Below are 17,640 nucleotides of genomic sequence, written 5' to 3' on the forward strand. Positions count from 1 at the left end.
GGTGAGTAGGTTGGCGCCATGTCGAACCTGTCCGCCCTGCTCGAGGGCTCCGTCGAGCGCTACCCCGACCGCGACGCCATCGTCTTCGGCGCCACCCGGCTGACCTACGCCCAGGTCAACGGCGCCGCCAACCAGGTCGCCAACCTGCTGGTCTCCCGCGGCGTGCAGCCGGGCGACAAGGTCGCGCTGACCTGCCCCAACCTGCCGTACTTCTCGATCATCTACTACGGCATCCTCAAGGCCGGCGCCACGGTCGTGCCGCTCAACGTGCTGCTGAAGGGCCGCGAGGTCGCCTACCACCTCGCCGACTCCGACGCGAAGGCCTACTTCTGCTTCCAGGGCACCCCCGAGCTGCCCACGGGCACCGACGGCAAGGCCGGCTTCGACGAGGCCGACGGCTGCGAGCACTTCTTCGTCATCACCGCCGACCCGGCGGCCGAGTCGCCGATCGAGGGCACCGAGACGATGGGCCGCGCGATGGCGGGCCAGGCGCCGACCTTCGAGACGGTGCAGACCGACGACGACGACACCGCGGTCATCCTCTACACCTCCGGCACCACCGGGCAGCCCAAGGGTGCCGAGCTGCGGCACCGCAACATGCGCGACAACGCGCTCAGCGGCAAGGACCTCTTCGGCGCCGACCCCGAGTCGCCCGACACCTACCTGTGCGTGCTGCCGCTCTTCCACTCCTTCGGGCAGACCGTCATCCAGAACGGCGGCTTCGCCTTCGGCGGCACCGTGGTGATGCTGCCGCGCTTCGAGGCCGAGCCCGCGCTGCAGCTGATGCTCTCGGAGCGGGTGACCTTCTTCGCGGGTGTGCCCACGATGTACTGGGGCCTGCTCGGCGCGCTCGACGAGAGCGTCGACGTCGCGACGCTGGCGAAGAACCTGCGCATCGCCGCCGCCGGCGGCTCGGCGCTGCCGGTCGAGGTGCACCGCGAGTTCGAGCAGCGCTTCGGCGTGACCATCCTCGAGGGCTACGGCCTGTCGGAGACCTCGCCCGTGGCGTCGTTCTCGCCCTACGGCCAGCCGCCGCGCGTCGGCTCGATCGGGCTGCCGATCCCGGGCGTCGAGATGAAGCTCATCAGCCCCGAGCCGGGCGACTGGAGCGAGGTCGAGGGCGGCCCCGACGCGGTCGGCGAGATCGCGATCAAGGGCCACAACATCATGAAGGGCTACTACGGCCGCCCCGACGCCACCGAGGAGGCCATCCGCGACGGGTGGTTCCGCTCCGGCGACCTCGGCCGCAAGGACGAGGACGGCTACTACTACATCGTCGACCGGTCCAAGGACATGATCATCCGCGGCGGCTACAACGTCTACCCGCGCGAGGTCGAGGAGGTCCTCATGACCCACCCCGACGTCTCGCTGGCCGCGGTCATCGGCGTGCCGCACGAGTCGCACGGCGAGGAGGTCAAGGCCGTCCTCATCCTCAACGAGGGGGCGACCGTGACCGAGGACGAGGTGGTCGCCTGGTGCAAGGAGCAGATGGCGGGCTACAAGTACCCCCGCATCGTGCAGTTCGTCCAGCAGCTGCCGATGACCGCCACCGGCAAGATCCTCAAGCGCGAGCTCGCGTGACCCCCGCCCGGGCCCTCGGGCTGCTGCTCGCCGCGACCATGGTGGTCGCCGGCGCGCTCGCGACCTTCGGGGGCCTGGGCGGCGGCGGGGGTGAGCAGACCTCCGCCGCCCTCTGGGGCCCGCTGCTCGCCGGCCTCGGCGTCGCGCTCGCGATCAGCGTCGTCGGCTCGGCCCGCCGCGGCTGACCCGCTCGGCGGAAGGCCCCGCCCAGCTCAGGCGAAGGGGTTCGGCAGCGCGCCGGGCAGGTCGGCGAGGAGCTCGCGGGCCCGGGCGGCGTGGCGGTGCTCGACCAGCACCTCGTAGCGGGTGGCGACCACCGAGCTGACGGAGGAGAAGTCGCGGCGGCCGCGGGTCAGGCCGTAGCCGACCATCGACCACACGACGCCGAAGAGCGCACCGAAGGCGGCGGTCGACGCCACCAGCGAGAGGGCCGAGCCCTCGCCGACGAGGGCGAAGACGAGCCCGACGAAGACGCCGAACCACAGCCCCGACAGCGCGCCCGCGGCCGCGACCTTGGGCGTCGTCAACCGGCCGGTGATGCGCTCGACCTGGCGCAGGTCGGTGCCGACGATCATGCAGTTCTCGACCGGGAAGCCGGCGTCGGAGAGGTGGTCGACGGTGCGCTGCGCCGCGGCGTACTCGTCGTAGGTCGCCAGCGACTGCGGGAACTCCAGGCTGAGCGGCGCGCGGGCGCCCGCGCGTCCGGGGCCCGCGGGCCCGCGGGGGGCAGGTCCAGGAGAGGTGCTCATGCCGCCCAGTCTGCCGCGGTCTCCTAGGATGGGCCCCGCCCTCACGCCTGTCAGAAGGAGCCGTCCGTGGCCCGCGTCGTCGTCGATGTCATGCCCAAGCCCGAGATCCTCGACCCGCAGGGCAAGGCGGTGCAGGGCGCGCTCCCGCGCCTCGGCTTCAGCGGCGTCACCGAGGTGCGCCAGGGCAAGCGCTTCGAGCTCGAGGTCGAGGGCGAGGCGACCCCCGAGCGCCTCGAGGAGGTGCGCCGGATGGCCGAGGTGCTGCTGTCCAACCCCGTGATCGAGGACTTCGAGGTCCACGTGGTCGACCACACGGTGGCCGAGGCCGCCGGCACCGTCACCGGCCAGGTGACCGCGTGAAGGTCGGTGTCGTCACCTTCCCCGGCTCGCTCGACGACGTCGACGCGCAGCGCGCCGTCGGGCTCGGCGGTCACGAGGCCGTCGCCCTGTGGCACGGTGACGCCGACCTGCGCGGCGTCGACGCGGTGGTGCTGCCGGGCGGCTTCTCCTACGGCGACTACCTGCGCTGCGGCGCCATCTCCCGCTTCTCCCCGGTGATGACCGAGGTCGTCGCCGCGGCGGAGCGCGGCATGCCGGTCCTCGGCATCTGCAACGGCTTCCAGGTGCTGTGCGAGTCACACCTGCTGCCCGGCGCTCTGATCCGCAACCAGCGCCAGAAGTTCCTCTGCCTCGACCAGCCGCTGCGCATCGAGAACAACCGCACGCCGTGGACCTCGGCCTACGACGAGGGTGCCGAGGTCACGATCGTCCTGAAGAACGGCGAGGGCTCGTTCGTCGCCGACACCGAGACGCTCGACCGGCTCGAGGGCGAGGGCCGCGTGGTCGCGCGCTACCTCGGCGCCAACCCCAACGGGTCGCTGCGCGACATCGCCGGCATCTGCAACGAGCGCGGCAACGTCGTGGGCCTGATGCCGCACCCCGAGCACTCGGTCGAGGAGCTGACGGGGTCCGGCACCGACGGGCTGGGCTTCTTCACCAGCCTGGTCGCCGCGGCCTTCGCCTGAGGCGCCGCGTGTCGCCGCTCGTCCTCTTCCGCCGGGTCGCCGTCGCCGAGGCCGTCACGTGGGCGCTGCTGCTCACCGGCATGGTCCTGAAGTACGTCACCGAGACCACCGAGCTCGGCGTGCGCGTCGGCGGCATGCTGCACGGCGTCGTCTTCCTCGCCTACGGCCTGGTGACCCTGCTCGTGTGGGTCGACCAGCGCTGGACGCCGCGCGACGGCCTCCTCGGCCTCGCCAGCGCGGTGCCGCCCTTCGCCACGATCCCCTTCGACGCGTACGCCGAGCGGCGCGGTCTGCTCGGCGCTCGCGGTGGCCGCTGGCGGCTGCGCCACGAGCCGCCGTCCGGTCCGGTGGAGCAGGTCGCGGCCTGGCTGCTGCGCCACCCCGCGCGCGGCGCCCTCGTCGGCCTCCTCCTGCTCGCCGGGCTCACCGCACTCGCGCTCGCCGTCGGCCCGCCGGTCGGCTGAGCCGACCGACCGGCCGGGCCGGCGGGCTCAGTGCCGGCCGCGCTGCAGCGGGGCCCAGTGGTAGGTCGCGAACACCCCGGTGCGCGGCTTGCGGACGCTGCGCTGCCAGCGGGTGACGGCGTCGGCGTCCGCGGCGGTGAACACCCCGGTGCTGCCGCCGGTGCGGTGGCCGGCCGCCGTGAGGGCGCGCTGCAGGCGCCGCACCGCCGGGCCGCTCGAGCCGACCTTGAGCGCCGGCCGCCCGCCCTGCGCCCACACCGCGACCCAGTGGGTCGGGGTGAAGGGCCCGCCGTCGAGGATGCCGCGCGAGCGGCGCCAGGTGTCGGCCGCCTTCCAGGTCGCGCCGTCCCAGGTGCCGTCGATCGGCCCACGGTAGGTGCCGCGCTCGGTCAGCAGGCACTGCAGGGCGCTGACCTGGCCGGGGCGGGCGACGCCCTTGCGCAGGGTGTCGAAGCGGCGGAAGTCCATGCGGACGCCGCCGCAGCGCCGCTCGGGCGCGGCGACCGAGCCGCGGCCGAGGTCGAGCCAGTTGCTGTCGATGTTGATGGTGACGCCGCCCCACGTCTCGTCGTGGCCGCCGCGGTACTGGTGGACGCGCGCCCGCGCCCAGCCGTCGTCGGCGAGGTAGGTCGTGCTGCTGTCGTTGATCCGGCCCGGCGTGCCGCTCCAGCGCGCGATCCACAGCTGGTCGGGGAGCACCAGGTCGGTGCGGCCGCTGCGCCGCGCCTCGTCGAGGTGGCGGATGCCCGAGCCGGCGCTGGAGTAGACGCCCGAGACCCAGCCGAGGGCGTGCAGCTTCGCCGACCAGCCGGAGAGGAAGGCGAGGGCCGACTCGCGGCAGGCCGGGCGGTCGGTGCGGTAGCCCTCGAGGTCGTACCACAGCGTGCTGCCGCGGGGGATCCCGAGCCGCTCGGCGGCCTCGACGGCGGTGACGGCCTCGGCCTGCCCCTGGGCGCGCGCCCTGGTGTAGCGGCCGTTCGAGCCCGGCGTGGCGTCGATCAGCGGGTCGTTGCCGTAGCGCGGGAAGCGGGTGGCGCACGAGGCCTGCGGGCCGAGCGTGATCGGCAGCAGCCGCCAGCCGTCGCGCAGCTGCCGGTCGACCCAGGCCGGGGTGAGGTTCGGTTGGTCGCGGCAGGCGCGGGACTTCCCGGAGGTGTAGATGCCGACGGCGAGGAAGGGCGACCAGTTGAGCCAGCGGGTCATCTTCTCCTGCGTCGGCGCGAGGCACTGGTCGAAGCCGTAGCCGGTGAAGTCGCCGGGGGTGACGACGTCCGCCGCCCGGGCCGGTGCGGTGGTCGTGAGCGCCACGGTGAGCCCGGTGAGCAGGGCGGTCAGGGCGGCGGTGAGGCGGGTCGGCACGGGGTCTCCAGAGGCGCTGGGTGACGGCGGGGGCGAGCGGCGGGGGCGAGCGGCGGGGGCGAGCGGCGGGGTGGACGGCCCGGTCACGATAAGCACACCTGTCACACCTGTCACAGCGAACCCGGTGAACTACCGCGCTGTAGTTCACGAAGGGGTGGGTCCGCGGCCGCGACCGGTTCAGTGGCCGGGGTCCGAGCGCCGGTAGATTGCCGCCGTGCCGACCCCCACGACGCCCACCGACGCCCTCGACACCGTGGAGGCGGCGCTGACCGACCCGGACCGCGTCCAGCCGTGGGCCGAGCTGGGGTTGAAGGAGGACGAGTACGCCCGCATCCGCGAGATCCTCGGGCGCCGTCCGACCAGCAGCGAGCTGGCGATGTACTCGGTGATGTGGAGCGAGCACTGCTCCTACAAGTCGACCAAGGTGCACCTGAAGCAGTTCGGCGAGCTCGCGCAGGAGACGACCGCCGGCAAGATGCTGGCCGGCATCGGCGAGAACGCCGGCGTGCTCGACATCGGCCAGGGCTACGCGGTGACCTTCAAGGTCGAGTCGCACAACCACCCGAGCTTCGTCGAGCCCTACCAGGGCGCGGCCACCGGTGTCGGCGGCATCGTGCGCGACATCCTCGCGATGGGCGCGCGCCCCGTGGCGGTCATGGACCCGCTGCGGTTCGGCCCCCTCGACGCCGACGACACCCAGCGCGTGCTGCCGGGGATCGTGGCGGGCGTCGGGGGCTACGGCAACTGCCTCGGCCTGCCCAACATCGGCGGCGAGGCGGTCTTCGACGAGACCTACCTCGGCAACCCGCTGGTCAACGCGCTCTGCGTCGGTGTCCTGCGCCACGAGGACCTCCACCTGGCGAAGGCGAGCGGCGTCGGCAACCAGGTGGTGCTCTACGGCGCGCGCACCGGCGGCGACGGCATCGGCGGCGTGTCGGTGCTCGCCAGCGAGACCTTCGACGAGGGCGGCCCCGCCAAGCGCCCCAGCGTGCAGGTCGGCGACCCCTTCATGGAGAAGCTGCTCATCGAGTGCACCCTCGAGCTCTTCGCGGCCGGCGTGGTCGCGGGCATCCAGGACCTCGGCGGCGCCGGGCTGTCCTGTGCGACCTCCGAGCTCGCGAGCGCCGGCGACGGCGGCATGCACGTCCACCTCGACCGCGTGCCGCTGCGCGACTCGACGCTCTCGCCCGAGGAGGTCCTCATGAGCGAGAGCCAGGAGCGGATGATGGCCGTCGTCGAGCCGGACGACGTCGCGGCCTTCCTGGCGATCTGCGCGAAGTGGGACGTCGAGGCCGCGGTCGTCGGCGAGGTGACCGACACCGGCCGCCTCGAGATCGACTGGCACGGGCGCCGCGTCGTCGACGTCCCCCCGCGCTCCGTCGCGCACGACGGGCCGACCTACGAGCGGCCGTACGCCCGCCCCGACTGGCAGGACGCCCTGCAGGCCGACGTGGCCGAGGCGCTGCCGCGACCGGCCGGGGGCGAGGAGCTGCGGGCGACGCTGCTGCGGATGGTCGCCAGCCCCAACCTCTGCGACAAGTCGTGGATCACCGACCAGTACGACCGCTACGTCCGCGGCGGCACCGTGCTCGCCCAGCCCGAGGACGCCGGCATGGTGCGCGTCGACGAGGAGACCGGCCTCGGCGTCGCCGTCGCGACCGACTGCAACGGCCGCTTCGCCAAGCTCGACCCCTACGCCGGCGCGCAGCTCGCGCTCGCGGAGTCCTACCGCAACGTCGCGACCGCGGGCGCGACCCCGCTCGCGGTCTCCGACTGCCTCAACTTCGGCTCGCCGGAGGACCCCGGCGTCATGTGGCAGTTCGCCGAGGCGTGCCGCGGGCTGAAGGACGCCTGCGCGACGCTCCGCACGCCGGTCACCGGCGGCAACGTCAGCCTCTACAACCAGACCGGCGACACCGCGATCCTGCCCACGCCCGTGGTCGCGACGCTCGGCGTCATCGAGGACGTCACCCAGCGCACGCCGTCGGGCTTCCGCCCGGTGGCTGACGGGACCCCGGGTGACGAGGTGTTCCTGCTCGGCGAGACCCACGAGGAGCTGTCGGGCTCGGAGTGGGCCCACGTCGTGCACGGGCACCTCGGCGGTCTGCCGCCGCGGCTCGACCTCCACGCCGAGCGGGCGCTCGGTCGCGTGCTCGTCGACGCGTCGCGCTCGGACCTCGTCACCAGTGCCCACGACCTCTCCGAGGGCGGGCTCGCCCAGGCCCTCGCCGAGGCCGCCATGCGCCACGGCGTCGGCGTGCGGGTCGACCTCGCCGAGGTCGCCGGCGGCGACGTCTTCGTCGCGCTCTTCTCCGAGTCGGCCTCGCGCGCGGTCGTGACGGTCGCGCCCGACCAGGTCGACGGCCTCGTCGCGCTGGCGGGTGCTCACGGCGTCGCGCTCACCCGTCTCGGCGCCACCGGGGGCACCGACCTCGTCGTCGAGGGCGCCTTCGCGGTGCCGGTCACCGAGCTGCGCGACGCCTGGACGGCCACCCTGCCGGCCGCGCTGGGCTGAGCCTCGCCCCGCGACCTCGACCCCGGTGCCGACCTCCACGTGGTCGGGGGCTGGACGCTGTCCGCGGCCGAGCTGGCCGAGCGCTTCTCGCGGTCCTCGGGGCCGGGCGGGCAGGGGGTGGACACGACCGACAGTCGGGTAGAGCTCTCCGTCGACGTCGCCGGGTCGGCGAGCCTGCCCGGCCACCTGCGCGACCGCGTGCTGACCCGGCTCGCCGGGCGCCTCGTCGACGGCGTGCTGACCGTGAGAGCCAGCGAGCACCGCGCGCAGCTCGCCAACCGCCGCGCGGCGCGCGAGCGGCTGGTCGCCCAGCTGCGCGACGCGGCGGCCGCCCCGCCCGCCCCGCGCCGTGCCACCCGGCCGACGCGCGGCTCGCAGCGCCGGCGCCTCGAGGCCAAGAAGCAGCGCGGGCAGGTCAAGCGGGGCCGTCGGGGAGACTGGGACGCGTGAGCCCCTCTTCGCGCCCACCCCGCCCGGTCCTGGGCCGCCGTACGCTGCTGGGCGGCGGTCTCGCCGCCGGTGCGCTCGGCGTCGGTGCGGCGTGCAGCCCCGACGGGCCGAGCGGCTCGTCGGCCCCGAGTGCCCTGGAGACGCCCGTGCCCGACGACCTCCCGACCGGCTTCGGGCCCGACCGCGTGCAGCGGCTCGACTACGGTCCCGACCGCGAGACGCAGTTCGCCGAGCTGCGACGCACCGACGGGCCGTCGAAGGGCGTGGTCGTCATCGTCCACGGCGGCTTCTGGCGCTCGCAGTACGACCTGTCGCTCGGGCAGCCGCTCTCCGCGGCCCTCGTCGACGAGGGGTGGACGGCCCTCAACGTGGAGTACCGCCGCGTGGGCAACGGCGGCGGCTGGCCGGAGACCTTCGACGACGTCGCGGCCGCCGTCGACGCGCTCGCCGGCGTCGACGACGTGGACACCTCGACGGTGCTCACGCTGGGGCACTCGGCCGGCGGCCACCTCGCGGTGTGGCTGGCCGCCCGCCCGCGGCTCGAGCCGTGGCGGCCCGTGCGGGTGCCGATCACCGGCGCGGTCAGCCAGGCGGGCGTGCTCGACCTGGTCGGGGCGCACGAGGCGGGGCTCGGCGGTGGTGCGGTCGAGCAGTTCCTCGGCGGCCCGCCGAGCGACGAGTGGCGGCTCGTGGACCCGCTGCAGCAGCTCCCGCTCGACGTGCCGGTGCGCTGCGTGCACGGGAGCGGCGACGACATCGTGCCGCTCGGGCAGTCGGAGACCTACGTCGAGGCCGCGCGTGCGGCGGGCGCCGACGCGGCTCTCGAGGTCGTCGAGGGCGACCACTTCGTCGTCATCGACCCCGCCTCCGAGGCCTGGCGAGTGCAGCTGCGGCTGCTGGAGGAGCTGCGCGGCTGACGGCCCGGCCCTCCTCAGCCGCGCGGCCTCGCCCGCACGTGCATCCGCTCGCCCTGGGGTCCGAAGACGGCGAGCGCCTCGGCGGGGTGGGGGCCGGGGTTGCCGAGCCAGTGGGGTGTGCGGGTGTCGAACTCCACCACCTCGCCCGGCTCGAGCAGGAGGTCCTGCGAGCCGAGGAGGAGTCGGAGCCGACCGGAGAGGACGTAGAGCCACTCGTAGCCCTCGTGCGTCTGCAGCGACGGCTGCGCGCCCGGCTCCGGCGGGAAGACGACCTTGTAGGACTGCAGCCCGCCGGGGCGACGGGTCAGCGGCACGAAGGTGCGCCCGTGCCGGGTGACGGGCCGCAGCCGCACGCGGGGGTCCCCGGTCTCGGGGGCGTCGACCAGCTCGTCGAGCGCGACCCGGTGGGCCTGCGCGAGCGGCAGCAGCAGCTCGAGGGTGGGCTTGCGCTGCCCCGCCTCGAGCCGCGACAGCGTCGAGACCGAGATGCCCGTCTCGGCGGCGAGGTCGGCCAGGGTGGCGTCGCGCTCGAGGCGCAGCTGGCGCAGCCGCGGGCCGACCCGCGCCAGGGCGTCGTCGAGGTCGGCGGGAGGCTCGGAGACGGGGTCGGTCGACTGCGGGTGTGCGTGGCTCACCCGCCGGAGTTTGCCAGAACGGCAACGGTAGTTGTCAAGACGGCGACCACAACGCACGCTGGGCACATGACCTCGTCTCCCGCCTCCGCTCACCACCACGCCCACCACCACGCCCACCACCACGCCCACCACCACGCCGACCACCACGCCCGGACGTCCGTCGACGTCCTCGTCGTCGGCGGCGGTGCCGCCGGCCTCTCCGCCGCCCTCACCCTCGGCCGCGCCCGGCGCGACGTGCTGGTGCTGGACGCCGGCGAGCCGCGCAACGCGCCGGCCGCGGGTGTCCACGGCTACCTCGGCCGCGAGGGCGCCGCCCCCGCCGAGCTGTACGCCGACGCGCGGGCCGAGGCCACGGCGTACGGCGTGCGGGTGCAGACCGGCCGCGTGGTCACCGCCCGCACCTGGGACCGCCCCGGCACCGGCTTCGTGGTCACCACCGACGACGGCCGCAGCGTCGAGGCGCGGCGGCTGCTGGTCGCCACGGGTCTCGTCGACGAGCTGCCCGAGGTGCCCGGCGTGCGGGAGCACTGGGGGAGTGGCGTGCTGCACTGCCCCTACTGCCACGGCTGGGAGGTGCGCGACCGCGCGCTCGTGGTCGTCGCGAGCAGCGGCTTCGCGACGCACCAGGCCCTGCTGTGGCGCCAGTGGACCGACCGCCTCACCCTCGTCGTCGACCCCACCCTGTCGCCCGCCCCGACCGAGGACGACCGCGCGCGCCTCGCCGCCCGGGGCGTCGAGGTCGTCGACACCGAGCCCGGTGGCGTCGTCGAGGTGGCGGGGGAGCCGGGCGCGCTGCGCGGCGTGCGCCTCGCCGACGGCCGGCTCCTCGAGGCCGACGCCGTCGTCTGCGCGGGCCGGATGGTCGCGCGGAGCGACCTGCTCGCGCAGCTCGGCGTGCCGGCGGAGGAGTTCGAGCGCGGCGGCGTCTCCTTCGGCTGCGTCGTCACCCCCGGCCCGATGGGCAGCACCTCGGTCCCCGGCGTCTTCGTCGCCGGCAACGTCTCCGACCTCGCCGCCCAGGTGGTCGTGGCCGCCGGCCAGGGCCTGCAGGCCGGCGCCGCGGCCAACGCCTCGCTCGTCGAGGAGGACACCGACGCCGCGCTGGCCCAGGCGCGCGGCGACTGGTTCGAGCGGGACTGGTGGGAGGAGCGCTACGCCGCGCGCGGCCCGGTGTGGTCGGGCCACGTCAACGCCCAGCTCGCCGCCGAGGCCGGGCGCCTCGCCCCGGGCAGGGCGCTCGACGTCGGCGCGGGCGAGGGCGGCGACGCGCTCTGGCTGGCCGAGCAGGGCTGGCAGGTCACCGCGCTGGACTTCGCCGAGGCCGCCCTGGTGAAGGCCCGCGCGGCCGCCGACGAGCGGGGTCTGGCCGAGCGCACCGACTTCCGGCGGGCCGACGCCCGCACCTTGGAGCCCGGCGAGGAGCGGTGGGACCTCGTCAGCTCGCAGTTCATCCACCTGCCCGACGGCGGCATGGTCGACCTCGTGCGCCTGCTCGCCCCGGCCGTCGCCCCCGGCGGCACCCTGCTCGTGGTCGGCCACCACCCGGACGACCTCGCGACCGGCCTGCGCCAGGGCCGCGCCGAGTGGCTCTTCGCGCCCGAGGACCTGCTGCCCGCGCTCGACCCCGCCGACTGGGACGTGCGCACCGAGGTGCGCGCCCGGGTCGAGGACGGCCACGGGCGCGGGGGCGTCCACGGCGCCACCGAGGTCCGCGACTCGGTCCTGGTGGCGCGACGCCGCTAGACCTCGCGGCGCGTCGCGGCGTGCGGGAGCCGGGCCTCGGGGCCCGGCCCCGGCTGGCAGTGGGGGCACCACCAGGTGACCCGGTTGGCGGGGTCCTCGACGAGCGGCACGTCGCGCAGGACGGTGGTGCCGCACCGGCGGCACGGCTTGCCGGCGCGCCCCGCGACCCAGTGGTCCTCGCCGCGGGTGCCGACGCCGGTCGTCACCTGGTAGGCGCCCTCCACCAGTGCCGAGTGCCGCAGCGCCTTCGCCGCGAGCCGCACGAGGGCCTCGACGTCGAGGTCGCCGATCGGCGTCCACGGGCTGCGACCGACGAGGAAGGCGAGCTCGTTGGCCCACAGGTTGCCCAGCCCGGCCATGCGGGTCTGGTCGAGCAGGGCGCTGACCAGGGGCGTGGTCGGGTCGGCCCGCAGCCGGCGCACCGCCTCCGCGGCGTCCCAGTCGGCGCGCAGCGGGTCGGGCCCGAGGTGGCCGACGACGCGGTGCTCGTCGGCGGTGGCGACGAGGTCGAGCTGGTGCAGCTTCAGCCCGTACGCCGTGTGGCCGCTGTCGGTCTCCCACAGCAGCCGCACGTCGGGCAGCATCCGGCGCGGCAGCCGCTTGCCCGGCCCGGTCACGCTCCACGACCCGTCCATCAGCAGGTGGCTGTGGAGGGTGACGCCACCGGAGAAGCGGGTCAGCAGGTGCTTGCCGTGGGTGACGTGCTCCAGCACCGTGCGCCCGGCCAGGTCGCGGGTGGCCAGCCGGGGCACGCGGAAGTCCGAGCGCGTGATGGTGCGCCCGAGCAGCGGCCGGTCGAGCCGCCGCGCGAGCTTGTAGACGCTGTCCCCCTCCGGCACCGCTCCATCGTGCCGGGTGGTCTGATGGGTGCGTGCCGCCCCGTCGCCGCCCCACCGACCCCGCCGCGCTCGCCGCGGCCCTGGACGCCCTGGCCGCCGGGTCCGCCGGGCCGGCCGAGCAGAAGCTGCTCGTGCGCCACTTCCTCGCCTCGCTCGAGACCCGTGCGCCGGGCCGTTCCGTGGAGGTGCGGGTGCCGCCGTGGGGTGCGGTGCAGGTGGTCGCAGGGGTGCGCCACACCCGCGGCACCCCGCCGGCCGTCGTCGAGATGGCGCCTGCGACCTGGCTCGACCTCGCCACCGGTGCCACCACGTGGGCCGAGGCGGTCGGCGCGGGCCGGGTCAGCGCGAGCGGCGAGCGGGCCGACCTCGCGCCCTACCTGCCCCTCGTCGCCGGCGGCGCCGGAGGTGCCGCGTGAGCGCGGTCGACGCCCGGGCCCGCGGCGAGCAGGTGGTCGCCCTCGTGCCGACGCGCGAGCTGCACGAGGCCGTCCGCGCCCTCGGGGTGCCCGCGGGCGTCGCGCTGCTCTGCGACGAGGAGCCCCACGGCCGTGACGCCGAGGTGACCGCCTGGGTCGCGCCGTACGCCACCGCGGGCGCCCTCACCGAGGTCGAGCGCTTCTCGGCGCTGCGGCTCGTGCAGCTGCAGTCGGCCGGTTACGACGGCCTGCCGGGCCTGGTGCCGCCCGGCGCCGTGCTCGCCAACGCCTCGGGCGTGCACGACGCCGCCACCGCCGAGCACGCCGTGGGTCTGGTGCTCGCGTCGCTGCGGGGGATCCCGGAGGCGGTGCACGCGCAGGCCGACGCGACCTGGCGCCCGATGCCCGGGCGACGCGCGCTGGCGGACTCCTCCGTCCTGGTGCTCGGAGCCGGCTCGATCGGGCGGGCGCTCGCGCGGCGGCTGCTCGCCCTCGAGGCGCGGGTGACCGGCGTGGCCTCGCGAGCCCGCGCCGACGAGGTGCTCGGGCAGGTTCACGGGCCGGAGTCGCTGCCCGACCTGCTGCCCCACCAGCACGTCGTCGTGGTGCTGCTGCCGCTCACCGACGACACCCGCGGCACGGTCGACGACGCCTTCCTCGCGCAGCTGCCCGACGACGCGCTGGTCGTCAACGTCGCCCGGGGCGCGGTCGTCGACACCGACGCGGTGCTGGCGCACGCCGGCCGGCTGCGCTTCGCGCTCGACGTCACCGACCCCGAGCCGCTGCCCGACGGCCACCCGCTGTGGTCGGCGCCGGGTGTCCTCGTCACGCCGCACGTCGCCGGCGGGACCACCGCGATGCTGCCCCGCATGGCCGCGCTCGTGCACGACCAGCTGGGCCGCCTCGCCGCCGGCGACCCGCCGGCCCACGTGGTGGCCCGCGGCTGAGGCGTGGAACTCGCGGGCGCCGGCCCGACCCCGGATGCCACCATGACCCCGTGCGCCGCATCCGTCAGAGCCAGAAGCTGAAGAACGTCCGCTACGACGTGCGGGGGCCGATCCTCGTGGAGGCCCAGCGCCTCGAGGCCGAGGGCCACCGCATCCTCAAGCTCAACATCGGCAACCCCGCCCCGTTCGGCTTCGAGGCGCCCGACGCGATCCTGCAGGACATGGTGCACAACCTGCCGGAGGCGCAGGGCTACTCCGACTCGCGCGGGATCTACTCCGCCCGCACCGCGGTCGCGCAGTACTACCAGTCGCACGGCCTGGACGCGACGGTCGAGGACGTCTTCATCGGCAACGGCGTCTCCGAGCTGATCACGATGGTGCTCCAGACGTTCCTCGACGACGGCAACGAGATCCTCGTGCCGGCGCCCGACTACCCGCTGTGGACCGGTGCCGTGACGTTGTCGGGCGGCACCCCCGTGCACTACCTGTGCGACGAGGAGGACGGCTGGGCGCCCGACCTCGAGGACATCGAGTCCAAGATCACCGAGAACACCCACGCGATCGTCCTCATCAACCCCAACAACCCGACGGGCGCGGTCTACAGCGAGGAGGTCGTGCGCGCCTTCGTCGACATCGCGCGCCGCCACGACCTGGTCATCTTCGCCGACGAGATCTACGAGAAGATCCTCTTCAACGGCGCCGTGCACCACCACGCCGCGACCTTCGCCGGCGACGACGTGCTCTGCCTGACCTTCAGCGGCCTCTCGAAGGCCTACCGCGTCTGCGGCTACCGCTCCGGCTGGGTCTACGTCTCCGGGCCGCGTCACCTCGCCCAGGACTTCCTCGAGGGCCTCACGCTCGTCGCCAACATGCGGATGTGCCCCAACGTGCCCGCGCAGCACGCGATCCAGACGGCGCTCGGCGGCTACCAGTCGATCGAGGAGCTCATCGTCCCCGGCGGCCGCTTCCACGAGCAGGCCATGCTCGCCCACCGGCTGCTCAACGAGATCCCCGGCGTCTCCAGCGTGGAGCCGCGGGGGGCGCTCTACTGCTTCCCGCGCCTCGACCCGGAGGTCTACCCGATCGAGGACGACCAGGAGTTCGTGCTCGACCTGCTGCGCGCCAAGCACCTGCTGGTCACCCACGGCACCGGCTTCAACTGGCCGCGCCCCGACCACTTCCGCCTCGTGACGCTGCCCGACGTGCACCTGCTCGAGGACGCCATCGGCCGCATCGCCGACTTCCTCGCGACGGTCCGGCGCTAGCCTCGCGCCCATGACCCGTCCGGCCCTGACCCCCGACGACCTCCGACCCCGCCTGGCCGACGTGCTCCCGGGTGTGCGCCGCGACCTCGAAGACCTCGTGCGCATCGAGTCCGTGAGCGCCGACCCGGCCCGCGTCGCCGAGGTGCAGCGCAGCGCCGAGGCGACCGCGGCGCTCTTCCGCGCCGAGGGCATGGACGTGCGCATCACCAGCGCCGAGGGCGGCGCCCCCGCGGTGATCGCGCACCGGCCCGGGCCCGAGGGCGCCCCGACCGTGCTCCTCTACGCCCACCACGACGTGCAGCCCGAGGGCGACCACGCGCTGTGGGACAGCCCGCCGTGGGAGCCCACCGAGCGCGGCGAGCGGCTCTACGCCCGCGGCGCGGCCGACGACAAGGCCGGCATCGTCGCGCACCTCGGCGCGCTGCGGATGCTCGGCGACGACCTCGCCGTCGGCGTCACCGTCTTCGTCGAGGGCGAGGAGGAGGTGGGCTCCGAGACCCTCCCCGCGCTGCTCGCGCAGGAGAGGGAGGCGCTCGCGGCCGACGTCATCGTCATCGCCGACTCCGGCAACTGGGACATCGGCGTGCCCGCCCTCACCACCAGCCTGCGCGGTCTCGTGCGGGCCGACGTCGAGGTCCGCACCCTCACCCACGCCGTGCACTCGGGCATGTGGGGCGGGCTCGTGCCCGACGCCCTCATCACCCTCTCCCGACTCATCGCGACGCTGCACGACGACGCGGGCGACGTCGCCGTGGCCGGCCTGCACGCGGGCCCCGCCGCCGACGTCGACTACCCCGAGGCGCGGTTGCGCGCCGAGTCCGGCGCCGCGCCGGGCACCCAGTGGATCGGCACCGGCTCGGTCGTCGAGCGGCTGTGGACCAAGCCCGCCCTCAGCATCACCGGCCTCGACGCGCCGCAGGTCGAGGGCGCCTCCAACACCCTGGTGCCGCACGCGCGGGCCAAGGTCTCGATGCGCATCGCGCCGGGCGACACCACCGAGAACGCCGTCGCCTGCCTGCGCCGCCACCTCGAGGCCCACGTGCCGTGGGGCGCCGAGCTCACCTTCACCGTCACCGACGGCGGCGAGCCCACGCAGATCGACGCCACCGGACCGGCGTACGACGCGGCGCGCAGCGCCTTCCGCGACGCCTGGGACGGCACCGCGCCGGTGGACATGGGCGTGGGCGGGTCGATCCCCTTCATCGCGGAGTTCCTCGAGGCCTTCCCGCAGGCCAGCGTGCTGGTCACCGGCGTGGAGGACCCCGACACCCGCGCCCACGGCGCCAACGAGGGCCTGCACCTCGCGGAGTTCGAGCGGGTCCTGCTCGCCGAGGCGCTGCTCCTCACGCGGCTCGGCGCCTGAGGTCGGCCAGCGTGGTCGGCGCGGCGTGGTCGGCGCGGTGAGGTCGCGGTGAGAGGGGAGACGCGGTCCTTCCTCGCCGAGGTGCGCGCCGGGCGGGTCGAGCCGATCACCGAGGTCCTGGTGGCGACGATCGTGGAGGAGAACCCCGGCTACCGCGGCACCGGGGTCGTCCCGCCCGCCGACCTGCGCGAGTCGTGCCGCGCCAACGTCGAGCGGGTGCTGGAGCTGCTCGCGGTCTCCGCGGACGGGCGCGACCCGCAGGCCTCGCCGTACTTCGACGCCGCCCGCGCCACCGGGCGACGCCGCGCCGAGCAGGGCCTGCCGCTCGACGTGGTGCTGCGCTCCTTCCGCATCGGCGGGCGGCTGGTCTGGGACGACCTCAACGAGCTCGCCGGCGACCGGCTCCCGGCCGAGGAGCTGCGCGAGCTCGGGTCCCGGCTGTGGGTCGTGGTCGACGAGAGCTCCGCGCAGGTGGCCGCGGCCTACCACGAGGCGGAGGCCGCGACCGTGCGCGCCGACGCCCAGCTGCGCGCCGAGCTCTGGGAGGCGCTGCTGGCCGGCCGGCTGCGCGGCGGCGCCGACGAGGTCGACACCGCCCGGGTGCTCGGGGTGCCCCCGCGCACGCCGCTGGTCGTGGTGGTCTCCGACGGCCCCCCGCCGGCGCGGGTCGAGGCCGGCCTCGCCGTCGACGGGATCGCCTCGGCGTGGACGCCGCGCGGCCGCGGCGCCGTGGGCGTGGTGGCGGCCCCCGACGACCCCTGCGGCACCGCGCGACGGGTCGCGACGTTGTGGGGGACGCCGCCGGACTCGCGGGCGGGCCTGGCCGTCGCGGGGCGGCTGCAGGAGGTGGAGCGCGGTCACGTCGAGGCCGGCCTGGCGCTCCGCGCCGCCGCCGGCCGCCCCGGGGCCACCCTGCTCGACGACGTGCTGCCCGACGTGCTGCTGCTGACGGCGCCCGCCCTGGCCGTCCGCCTGGTCGAGCAGCGGCTCGGTCGGGTGCTCGCGCTGCCCGCCCCGGAGCGTGACCTGCTCCTCGACACCCTCGAGGCGTGGGTGGCCGCCGCCGGATCGGCGGGTGCCGCCGCGAGCGCGCTGCACTGCCACCGCAACACGGTGCTCAACCGCGTGCGCCGCCTCGAGGCGCTGCTGGGCCAGGAGCTCTCGGGACCCGCCCCGGTCGAGCTCGCGCTCGCGCTGCGCGCACACCGGCTCGGCGCGGTCTGACGGCGGCCCAGCGTCCGCGCGGGTCGGGCCCGCCGGTCTGGACCGGTTGTGCATGGTGCACAGACCCATCCGGCCGACGCTGGGCGTCGAACGGGTGGTGTTCGACGGTGACGCCCATCACGATGAGAGCGTCCCATCCCATCTGACG

At 75.3% G+C, this 17,640-nt stretch carries 18 protein-coding genes; 14 read left to right on the forward strand and 4 right to left on the reverse strand.

Going from position 1 to position 17,640, the window contains the following annotated elements:
• Positions 1-18 precede the first annotated feature (18 nt).
• Both BJ989_RS04445 and BJ989_RS04450 read left to right on the forward strand, forming a co-directional pair.
• Positions 19-1,581 carry a long-chain-fatty-acid--CoA ligase gene (locus tag BJ989_RS04445; protein ID WP_179517165.1) on the forward strand — a complete coding sequence of 521 codons (1,563 nt, stop codon included), beginning with the start codon at positions 19-21 and terminating at the stop codon, positions 1,579-1,581.
• The gene (locus BJ989_RS04450) at positions 1,578-1,766 is read left to right on the forward strand and encodes a hypothetical protein (protein ID WP_179517166.1); all 189 of its coding nucleotides are present in this window, start codon (positions 1,578-1,580) and stop codon (positions 1,764-1,766) included. The genes BJ989_RS04445 and BJ989_RS04450 overlap by 4 nt, the downstream gene beginning before the upstream one ends.
• A 27-nt stretch (positions 1,767-1,793) precedes the next feature.
• Here the strand turns inward: BJ989_RS04450 and BJ989_RS04455 are convergent, their stop codons facing one another.
• Positions 1,794-2,330, reverse strand: coding sequence for a YflT domain-containing protein (locus BJ989_RS04455; protein ID WP_218848718.1), 537 nt, complete (start codon positions 2,328-2,330; stop codon positions 1,794-1,796).
• A gap of 66 nt (positions 2,331-2,396) precedes the next feature.
• Between BJ989_RS04455 and purS the strand changes: the two genes are divergently transcribed.
• Genes purS through BJ989_RS04470 form a run of 3 tightly spaced genes read left to right on the forward strand, consistent with a single transcriptional unit; the run spans position 2,397 to position 3,819 of the window.
• Positions 2,397-2,690, forward strand: coding sequence for a phosphoribosylformylglycinamidine synthase subunit PurS (gene purS / locus BJ989_RS04460; RefSeq protein WP_179517167.1), 294 nt, complete (start codon positions 2,397-2,399; stop codon positions 2,688-2,690).
• Positions 2,687-3,355 carry a phosphoribosylformylglycinamidine synthase subunit PurQ gene (purQ, locus tag BJ989_RS04465; RefSeq protein WP_179517168.1) on the forward strand — a complete coding sequence of 223 codons (669 nt, stop codon included), beginning with the start codon at positions 2,687-2,689 and terminating at the stop codon, positions 3,353-3,355. The genes purS and purQ overlap by 4 nt, the downstream gene beginning before the upstream one ends.
• 8 nt (positions 3,356-3,363) lie before the next feature.
• Positions 3,364-3,819, forward strand: a complete 456-nt coding sequence (locus BJ989_RS04470) for a DUF3817 domain-containing protein (RefSeq protein WP_179517169.1) — start codon at positions 3,364-3,366, stop codon at positions 3,817-3,819.
• 27 nt (positions 3,820-3,846) lie between these two features.
• Here BJ989_RS04470 and BJ989_RS04475 read toward each other — a convergent pair whose 3' ends face one another.
• Positions 3,847-5,178, reverse strand: a complete 1,332-nt coding sequence (locus BJ989_RS04475) for a glycoside hydrolase domain-containing protein (protein ID WP_179517170.1) — start codon at positions 5,176-5,178, stop codon at positions 3,847-3,849.
• Positions 5,179-5,392: 214 nt separating this feature from the next.
• Here BJ989_RS04475 and purL point away from each other — a divergent pair, with 214 nt between their 5' ends.
• The 3 genes from purL to BJ989_RS04490 are packed head-to-tail and all read left to right on the forward strand — an operon-like array spanning position 5,393 to position 9,060.
• Positions 5,393-7,693 (forward strand): phosphoribosylformylglycinamidine synthase subunit PurL, encoded by a 2,301-nt coding sequence (purL, locus tag BJ989_RS04480; RefSeq protein WP_179517171.1) that lies wholly within the window; start codon positions 5,393-5,395, stop codon positions 7,691-7,693.
• A gap of 39 nt (positions 7,694-7,732) precedes the next feature.
• Positions 7,733-8,143, forward strand: a complete 411-nt coding sequence (gene arfB / locus BJ989_RS04485) for an alternative ribosome rescue aminoacyl-tRNA hydrolase ArfB (RefSeq protein ID WP_179517172.1) — start codon at positions 7,733-7,735, stop codon at positions 8,141-8,143.
• Complete coding sequence (locus BJ989_RS04490) at positions 8,140-9,060, forward strand: prolyl oligopeptidase family serine peptidase (protein WP_218848720.1); 921 nt, start codon at positions 8,140-8,142, stop codon at positions 9,058-9,060. The genes arfB and BJ989_RS04490 overlap by 4 nt, the downstream gene beginning before the upstream one ends.
• Positions 9,061-9,074: 14 nt before the next feature.
• On the opposite strand, the gene BJ989_RS04495 is transcribed toward BJ989_RS04490, so the two are convergent.
• Positions 9,075-9,695 carry a cupin domain-containing protein gene (locus BJ989_RS04495; protein ID WP_179517173.1) on the reverse strand — a complete coding sequence of 207 codons (621 nt, stop codon included), beginning with the start codon at positions 9,693-9,695 and terminating at the stop codon, positions 9,075-9,077.
• A 66-nt stretch (positions 9,696-9,761) separates the two neighbouring features.
• Between BJ989_RS04495 and BJ989_RS17480 the strand changes: the two genes are divergently transcribed.
• Positions 9,762-11,438, forward strand: coding sequence for a bifunctional NAD(P)/FAD-dependent oxidoreductase/class I SAM-dependent methyltransferase (locus BJ989_RS17480; protein ID WP_179517174.1), 1,677 nt, complete (start codon positions 9,762-9,764; stop codon positions 11,436-11,438).
• Here the strand turns inward: BJ989_RS17480 and BJ989_RS04505 are convergent.
• Positions 11,435-12,277 carry a DNA-formamidopyrimidine glycosylase family protein gene (locus BJ989_RS04505; protein ID WP_179517175.1) on the reverse strand — a complete coding sequence of 281 codons (843 nt, stop codon included), beginning with the start codon at positions 12,275-12,277 and terminating at the stop codon, positions 11,435-11,437. The genes BJ989_RS17480 and BJ989_RS04505 overlap by 4 nt on opposite strands.
• A 32-nt stretch (positions 12,278-12,309) precedes the next feature.
• Here BJ989_RS04505 and BJ989_RS04510 point away from each other — a divergent pair, with 32 nt between their 5' ends.
• From BJ989_RS04510 to BJ989_RS18615, 5 genes are read left to right on the forward strand one after another with little or no spacing between them, the layout of a single operon-like run.
• Complete coding sequence (locus BJ989_RS04510) at positions 12,310-12,693, forward strand: sterol carrier family protein (RefSeq protein ID WP_179517176.1); 384 nt, start codon at positions 12,310-12,312, stop codon at positions 12,691-12,693.
• A complete protein-coding gene (locus BJ989_RS18610; protein ID WP_218848721.1) occupies positions 12,690-13,640 on the forward strand; it encodes an NAD(P)-dependent oxidoreductase in 951 nt (316 codons plus the stop codon). Before BJ989_RS04510 ends, BJ989_RS18610 begins: the two co-directional genes overlap by 4 nt.
• A 50-nt stretch (positions 13,641-13,690) precedes the next feature.
• A complete protein-coding gene (locus tag BJ989_RS04520) occupies positions 13,691-14,905 on the forward strand; it encodes an aminotransferase class I/II-fold pyridoxal phosphate-dependent enzyme (RefSeq protein ID WP_179517177.1) in 1,215 nt (404 codons plus the stop codon).
• 10 nt (positions 14,906-14,915) lie between these two features.
• Positions 14,916-16,268, forward strand: a complete 1,353-nt coding sequence (locus BJ989_RS04525) for a dipeptidase (protein WP_179517178.1) — start codon at positions 14,916-14,918, stop codon at positions 16,266-16,268.
• A gap of 48 nt (positions 16,269-16,316) precedes the next feature.
• A complete protein-coding gene (locus BJ989_RS18615; RefSeq protein ID WP_179517179.1) occupies positions 16,317-17,492 on the forward strand; it encodes an RsbRD N-terminal domain-containing protein in 1,176 nt (391 codons plus the stop codon).
• The last annotated feature ends 148 nt before the right edge of the window (positions 17,493-17,640 follow it).

The organism is Nocardioides perillae, from assembly GCF_013409425.1.
Classification (GTDB): domain Bacteria; phylum Actinomycetota; class Actinomycetes; order Propionibacteriales; family Nocardioidaceae; genus Nocardioides; species Nocardioides perillae.